The organism is uncultured Salinicola sp., from assembly GCF_937921195.1.
In the GTDB taxonomy this organism is placed as follows: domain Bacteria; phylum Pseudomonadota; class Gammaproteobacteria; order Pseudomonadales; family Halomonadaceae; genus Salinicola.
The window spans coordinates 72,355-78,411 of the sequence record NZ_CALFQK010000159.1 but is presented as its reverse complement, the minus strand read 5'-3'; the positions used below and the strand labels follow the sequence as shown (position 1 = coordinate 78,411).

The following is a 6,057-nucleotide window of genomic DNA, read 5'->3' as shown; positions in this document are numbered from 1 at the left end:
AGCGCCTGCATGGCATGCAGGAGGTCAGGGGTTCGATCCCCCTCGGCTCCACCAGGATCAGAATCCCGCGCCGTGCGCATTGCTCCGTTCGTATTCCCGCAGGTTCTGCGCCCACTTCTCCGTGACGTTGTTGTATCGGGTGAAGGTCCTGCGGCAGATCTGGATCTGGAGCGCGACGATGACGGTATCCCTCTTCCTCCTCGCGCGGACCGCGCGGACGCCGATGCCGAGATCGTAGTCCGCGAGAAGACGGTCACCGCCCCGGCCGACCAGTGCCTCGGTGTCGAGGATGGTCTCTGCTGTCCGTCCTGTGATCGTGATCTGACTGAGCATGAACTGCTTGCTTCCACGATGGATGAAGCCGTCCTCCTCGTAGGCGATGTCTCCATGCCGGAAGAATTCCAGACGGGCGACATCGCGCCGCCTAACGATCCGCAATTCGGGCCTGTCTCCGGGATGGTCGCGCAGGGCCAGCAGCGGGATGAGCGGAGAATAGCGTGGGGCCAGAGCGTAGGTCAGTGCGTCTTTCGGTCTGATCCATCTGTCCCAGTCGGAAGGCAGGTCGGAACCCTGCAGGCCGTTTCGCACGTAGCCGAGAGCCAGGTGCTTCTCGTCCCATGTCACGGGCGGCGAGACCGTCATGATGTTGTGCACGAGTGCCATCTTGTTGTCGTGCTCGCGCTTGATGCGGCGTCGTTCCTCGTCGTATCTCTGGAACTTCAGCATCTGCCTCTGTCGGGCCTTTTCCTCACGTTCAGCCTGCTTCCGCTGCCGTGTCTCCTCGTCCTTCCGCCGGGCGGTGACATGCTGTTCGTGATTGCGATAGACCCTGTCGATGGCTTCCGAGAGTACGGCGTCGCTCCGGAAGTCCTCCTGCACGAAGCGATACTGGACATGCTCCATGTGGGCCTCCTGCTCATGCGTGGGAGGAGCGCGGCTCGCGATGAGCGCGAGATCGAGATCGATGTGGTTGGCGTGTGCGGTCACCTTGAAGCGATAGCGATCCCGTCGTGCGATTATCATGCCTAGGAGTCTTTCGCTCTCCTCCGCGGTGGAGTGTCCGTCCGGTTCGAGCCAGAGCGGCATCCGCATGGGCGTCGTGGCCGGCATGGTCCGCTGTTCGGGGATGTCGCTCTCCTGCATGAGGGGGACACTGCGCGGATGGATCTCGACGATGACGCGGTTGTAGGCCCCCGGACCGGTCTCGCGGCGAGCACCCGCGACGCGCAGGGAAGGATGGATCCTGTTATCCGACAGTATGGAGGAGACCGATCGCCTGGCGCTGCGGTAGAGATCGAGGCGGGGCAGCATGGCATTGGCCTCGATGGTCGGTCCGCGCTCCGCATGGGCCGGTGGGCTCCAGTGCCAATGGACGGGTGCGCCCTCATCGTCCTTGCCGTCGAGGACCAGTCGCCTCGTCTCGAGGCTGCGCCCACGCAGCCGGAAGATGGCGGGAGGGAAGGACGGTCCGAGGCAATCGAGGGGCAGGGCATGGTTGGAGCGTGCGGCGGGAGAGGAGAGCTCGATCATCGTCCGGCCGGAATGGCGATCGAGTTCTCGCCGCAGATGCTCGATGTCTACCTCGTAGTATCCCAGGAGCCCGTGGACGAGAAGGTCGATCTCGTAAGGGTCCCGGTCCCTCCTCAGGAGATGGGGAGGCAGTAGCGGTGCTGCACCGCGTGTCTCCTTCGGCTTCTCGAGGGGTATGGCGGGGGACACGCTGGCGAGAGCCCTCCCCGGGGCCTTCGTCCTCTTGCGTGAGAGGATCTCGACATTGTGGATCGTCTGGACGTGCAGCTGTTCGGATATGTCGGAGAGCAGTTCGAGTTCGCAGTCCGCCGTTCCTGGACCCGTGCTCGTCCATAGGGGGTTGGCCAGATGGTCCCGGGCCCGTTCGGTGAGGACCTCGCGCAGATTCCCTGTTGGCATGGAAAGGCTTGTCCTGTCTCCTGACAGGGGATCGTCCGCGATCGTCTCTCCGAGGGCCGCATGTCCGTTGCGCAGTATGCTCACCGCGGCGAGGTATCGCTCTGCAGCGAGGGTCAGCGCCATGGTCGTCCTGGTGGGACCGGATGGCAGGCGCCGGTAGTGCTGGACGTCGCCCTTGTTGGTCTGGGATGTCATATGGTGTTCTTAGGATGGATCACGGCCTCAGGCCAAGCGCCTCTTAGAGATCTGTGAGCCGAGCGACAGCGCGCTGAAGTCATCGAGGATCTCTCCGATCCTGCGCCGACCGTATCTCTCCTCGTTGCGCAGTCTCTCGCACAATTTCTCACGACATCCTTCGATCGTCCTCGAGGCGATGACACCGCTGAAAAGGACGCGGCGTCGGGCGGGCGTGCGGTAGCTGATGGTGGCGTAGTGCAGGGGCTTAGGTGCGGTCACGGATCTCTCCTTGTCGGATGGAATCGATTCTTCTTCTCATCCTGCGAATAGGATGTATCATTGCGTGGTATTTTCAGGATGAGGAATATCATGGCGAGTCAGTCGGAGATCGAAGAGGAACGCAAGAACGAGGAACTCGCACAGACCATCCGCAAGCGGGCGGGTGAACTGTTCCGGAATCTCAAGAGCAACCTGGATAAGCCTTTTACGGGTCCGGATGACCAGAGATACAATGGTCCTGATGATCGTCTCTATTCCGGTCCCGATGACCGGTCGCATTCTGGCCCCGATGACCGCTCCTATCGTAAGCCGTTGGATCGTGCTTATTCTGGACCTGAAGACCGGTCATTTTCCAAGCGACTCGATCGTATTCTCGTTGGTCCCGAGACGGCGCAGAAGATGAAAGAGGTCCATGAGAAGCGCGTCGAGGAGTTCAGGGATCGTCAGGAGACGGGTCGTCCTTCGATGATGGACAGGTTCGTCTCCTTCGCGTCCGGTGACAGCAGGAGGGCCCGCAATGCGGAGTTTCCCGGGGATCATCTCCGGCACATGATGTCGAAGAGCAGGAACCCGGCCGAGATCCTCGCATGCAGGGTCGCTGATCAGGCCATGTCGATGTCCGATCGCGATGTCGTCCGTCAGGTCCCGGGCATCTATCAGGCGATGGGGACGACGACCCTGCCGAGGGATCGCGAAGCCCGCTGGAGCGCGATCGCCCTTTCGATGAAGGACTACACCGAGGAGTTCATCATGCAGGGCAAGGGGTTCCGCAACGTCCCTGGAGAGGAGATGCCAGGTAGGCCTGCATCTCTCCCGCGTGAAGTCGCTCCCCATGCCCGTGCCCGTGCGGTACTCGAGACCGCGAGGTCCTGGGAGCCGGGGCAGCGCGTGGAACACGCCCTCCATACCGATCTCGAGCGTGTCTCCTGGAGGACTAGCAAGATGTTCGCCTACGGGGAGAAGCACGAGGCGGACGTCGCGCGTCAGGCCCGCGAGATGGAGATGGACGACAAGCAGATCTCGGCCCGTATGGCACCGATCTCCCGCTATCATGACCAGGAGATCCCGCAGGACCCGCAGAAGAAGCGCGAATGGCTCCGTGAGGGTCTCTCGACCGAATATGCCGCTGTCCGTTCCGGGATGACCGGTCCGCGCCACGCCGTGGACATGGCGATGCGTCCCGAGTTCGATCGGCTCGAGAAGGATCGCGAACCGGACAACATGATGCGGATCGTCCCGAACTACGAGAAGGGGGCGCGCGCCAACGAGTCCCCGGAGAAGCAGGCCGAGATGCTCTCGATGACCCGGTCGACGCTCGACCGGCCGATCCCGGCCGCCGTCACCCAGCTGCAGGAGAGCGCCCGCTCGGCTCCCGTCGTGGAGAGGCCGACGCCGGCGCCCAAGCGCAGCATGGAGCCCTCGATGATGCAGCAGGTGGCGCAGGGTCTGGGCCGCTGAGGATCGGATTTTAGTTCGGACGTCAATGAGAGGGGCGGGGTCACACGATCCCGCCCCTCTCTTCGTGTGTCACATGGTCCGGGCCCGGATGACCGGGTTGCGGAACGCCAGAAGGGACTTGTCGATGGTCCCGATGATGCCGGACCTCTCGTTTGCGGGGGCCGCCAGGACGGTCGCTAGCGCGGATTGGGCCTCGTCGGCATGGTTCCGGTCCTCCATGGAGAGGATCCGGGACTCGAACTCCTCCTTGACGAGGTCGGCCTCGTCGTCGTGTCCGTTGTCCCGCCGGGTCCGAACGGATTCGAAGATGTCGTTCAGCATGTCCATGACACCGGGCATGCTCGGCTCGTGGCCTTCCCGATGCGCTTCGTCCATGTGCATGAGGATGAGACCGTAGAGGGCCTTCCTCGCATTGTCCTCGAAGTAGTCCTTGCCCTCGCTGAGCAGGACAAGGCAGATCTGCCGGAGGTATTCGCGACGGACCCGCTCCCTCTCGGAAGGAGATGCATGCGGGATGCGTTCCTTGGAGAGCGGGTTCCATGCAGGAACGAATCTCAGTCCCTTCAGCTCGGGCGGGCACGATGCCTTCGGCAGGTGCCATGCGTCCCTGAGGTGGTATGCCGTCTCGTAGGGCATGTGCGGTCCCCTGAGATACCGGGTCTCGTCCATCAGGAAGGTGGGTTTGACGACCGGCGCCGAGGCGGCGGGCCCCATGCGGAGCCACTCCGTGATCGCCCGTCTCATCATCTCGCGCTGCCTGTCGTCGGGCCTGAGATCGAAGCCGTCTCCGCGGAACTCGTAGTCCTCGACGTATTCACGGACTTCGGCACCGGCCGGTTCTGCCATGTATCCGTTGATCACGTCCTCCAACAGAGCGCGATCCTCCTCCGTGTCGGGCGCCTCTGGGAGGAAGAGGTCGATGAAGGTCCGCGCCGGCATGAGATGGCTGTTCCGCGCAGGCACCCTGGTGATCGTTGTCCTGCCGAGCGTGTCGGTCCTCATGGGGAGCCCGTTCGCTTCGCGGCCGATGGCCATGCTGAGATCGGTCGTCATCTCGATGAGGTTGCGCTCGCTGAGCTTGGCGACGGCGTTTGAGTGGGACAGCTCCACCATGGCATCCGGGACCATGTGGTTGCCGTGGGCGATCAGACGGTTCGCCCCCCGGGACGTCGCGACCCAGGTGAGATACTGGTCCTTCGCATGGTCGAGATCGACATCGGCGAGTCTGCCGCACCAGCGGACCCTGCCGGTCTCTCCTCCTGTGAGCGTGGCGACGTAGGTCTTGAGATCCTCGATGAGGTCCTGCTCGGCCTGGTGGTCACCGTCCCTGTTGACGACGAGATGCCAGCCCCTGAGCATGCAGGTGCTCAGGGCATCGAGCAGGTCGGCGACATGGTCGACCTCGTAGGCCCTGGCATTCGGGAGCGGCAAAGCGCGGAGAGATTTCTGGAGGTCTCCCCAGCTGCGGTAGCCCCGCCCGTCGGCGATCGCATCGAGTTCGGACTGGTATGAGGTGCCGTTGCTCCGTGCCGCTGCACGGGCGAGCTTCTTGTACTGCTTGATGGTCATCGTAACGTCCTTCGCGTCCGGAAGAATGGCGTTCGCTGCCCGCTGGCGACCGCTCTTCCGAAGGGAAGGGTGGTTCGATGGTCTGGAGTCTCCTCTCCCTTTCGGGATTCTCCGTTGCGGGCGGAAGGCGTTAGGTTGCCTGTGTCCATGATTTGCAGGATGATCCGCCGACGGTCAAGCCTGAATCGCGTCTCGTCCCGGAGTTCAGTCCGCGATCGACTTCCCGACCCTCCATCCTAGGCCGGCCAGCAGGAAGGCGGCCCGCTCGCGTGTCGCGGCCTCCAGACATGCGAGGCGCGCCGGGGTCTCTCCCGTCCGCCCTAGATAAGGAGCAGCCTCCGCAGTGCAGGCGGCTTCCCGGTAGATCAGCCAGGCCCGATGGGCCTTGCGCAGCCTCGTGCGTGTGATTTCATCGGTGTGTTCCAGGGTCCGGGATTGCACGGCATCGAGCTCCTTGACCGCCTTCTCGTAGGCGAGAGACAGGCATGCGACCGTCTCGACGGTCGAACCGGTGTCCCGGCAGGGGCCGGTCGGATCGTTCATGTGCTGTGCCGCTGCAGGAGAAGCGATGAGGAATGCGGTGATCATCAGTGGCAGGCAGAATGCGATGCGAAGCATGGGTGGTCTCCGTTGTGGGAAGGTGTC

At 63.2% G+C, this 6,057-nt stretch carries 5 protein-coding genes; 1 reads left to right on the top strand and 4 read right to left on the bottom strand.

Going from position 1 to position 6,057, the window contains the following annotated elements:
• Positions 1-57: 57 nt before the first annotated feature.
• Together Q0602_RS18130 and Q0602_RS18125 are read right to left on the bottom strand one after the other, a co-directional pair.
• Positions 58-2,124 (bottom strand): hypothetical protein, encoded by a 2,067-nt coding sequence (locus Q0602_RS18130; RefSeq protein ID WP_298846270.1) that lies wholly within the window; start codon positions 2,122-2,124, stop codon positions 58-60.
• Between the two features lie 27 nt (positions 2,125-2,151).
• Complete coding sequence (locus Q0602_RS18125; protein ID WP_298846267.1) at positions 2,152-2,385, bottom strand: hypothetical protein; 234 nt, start codon at positions 2,383-2,385, stop codon at positions 2,152-2,154.
• A gap of 399 nt (positions 2,386-2,784) precedes the next feature.
• On the opposite strand from Q0602_RS18125, the gene Q0602_RS18120 reads away from it, so the two are divergent.
• A complete protein-coding gene (locus tag Q0602_RS18120) occupies positions 2,785-3,843 on the top strand; it encodes a hypothetical protein (RefSeq protein ID WP_298846264.1) in 1,059 nt (352 codons plus the stop codon).
• A gap of 69 nt (positions 3,844-3,912) precedes the next feature.
• Here the strand turns inward: Q0602_RS18120 and Q0602_RS18115 are convergent, their stop codons facing one another.
• Both Q0602_RS18115 and Q0602_RS18110 read right to left on the bottom strand, forming a co-directional pair.
• A complete protein-coding gene (locus Q0602_RS18115; RefSeq protein ID WP_298846262.1) occupies positions 3,913-5,412 on the bottom strand; it encodes a type IV secretory system conjugative DNA transfer family protein in 1,500 nt (499 codons plus the stop codon).
• A gap of 204 nt (positions 5,413-5,616) precedes the next feature.
• On the bottom strand, positions 5,617-6,030 hold the full coding sequence (locus Q0602_RS18110; RefSeq protein ID WP_298846259.1) for a lysozyme inhibitor LprI family protein: 414 nt from the start codon (positions 6,028-6,030) through the stop codon (positions 5,617-5,619).
• Between the last annotated feature and the right edge of the window lie 27 nt (positions 6,031-6,057).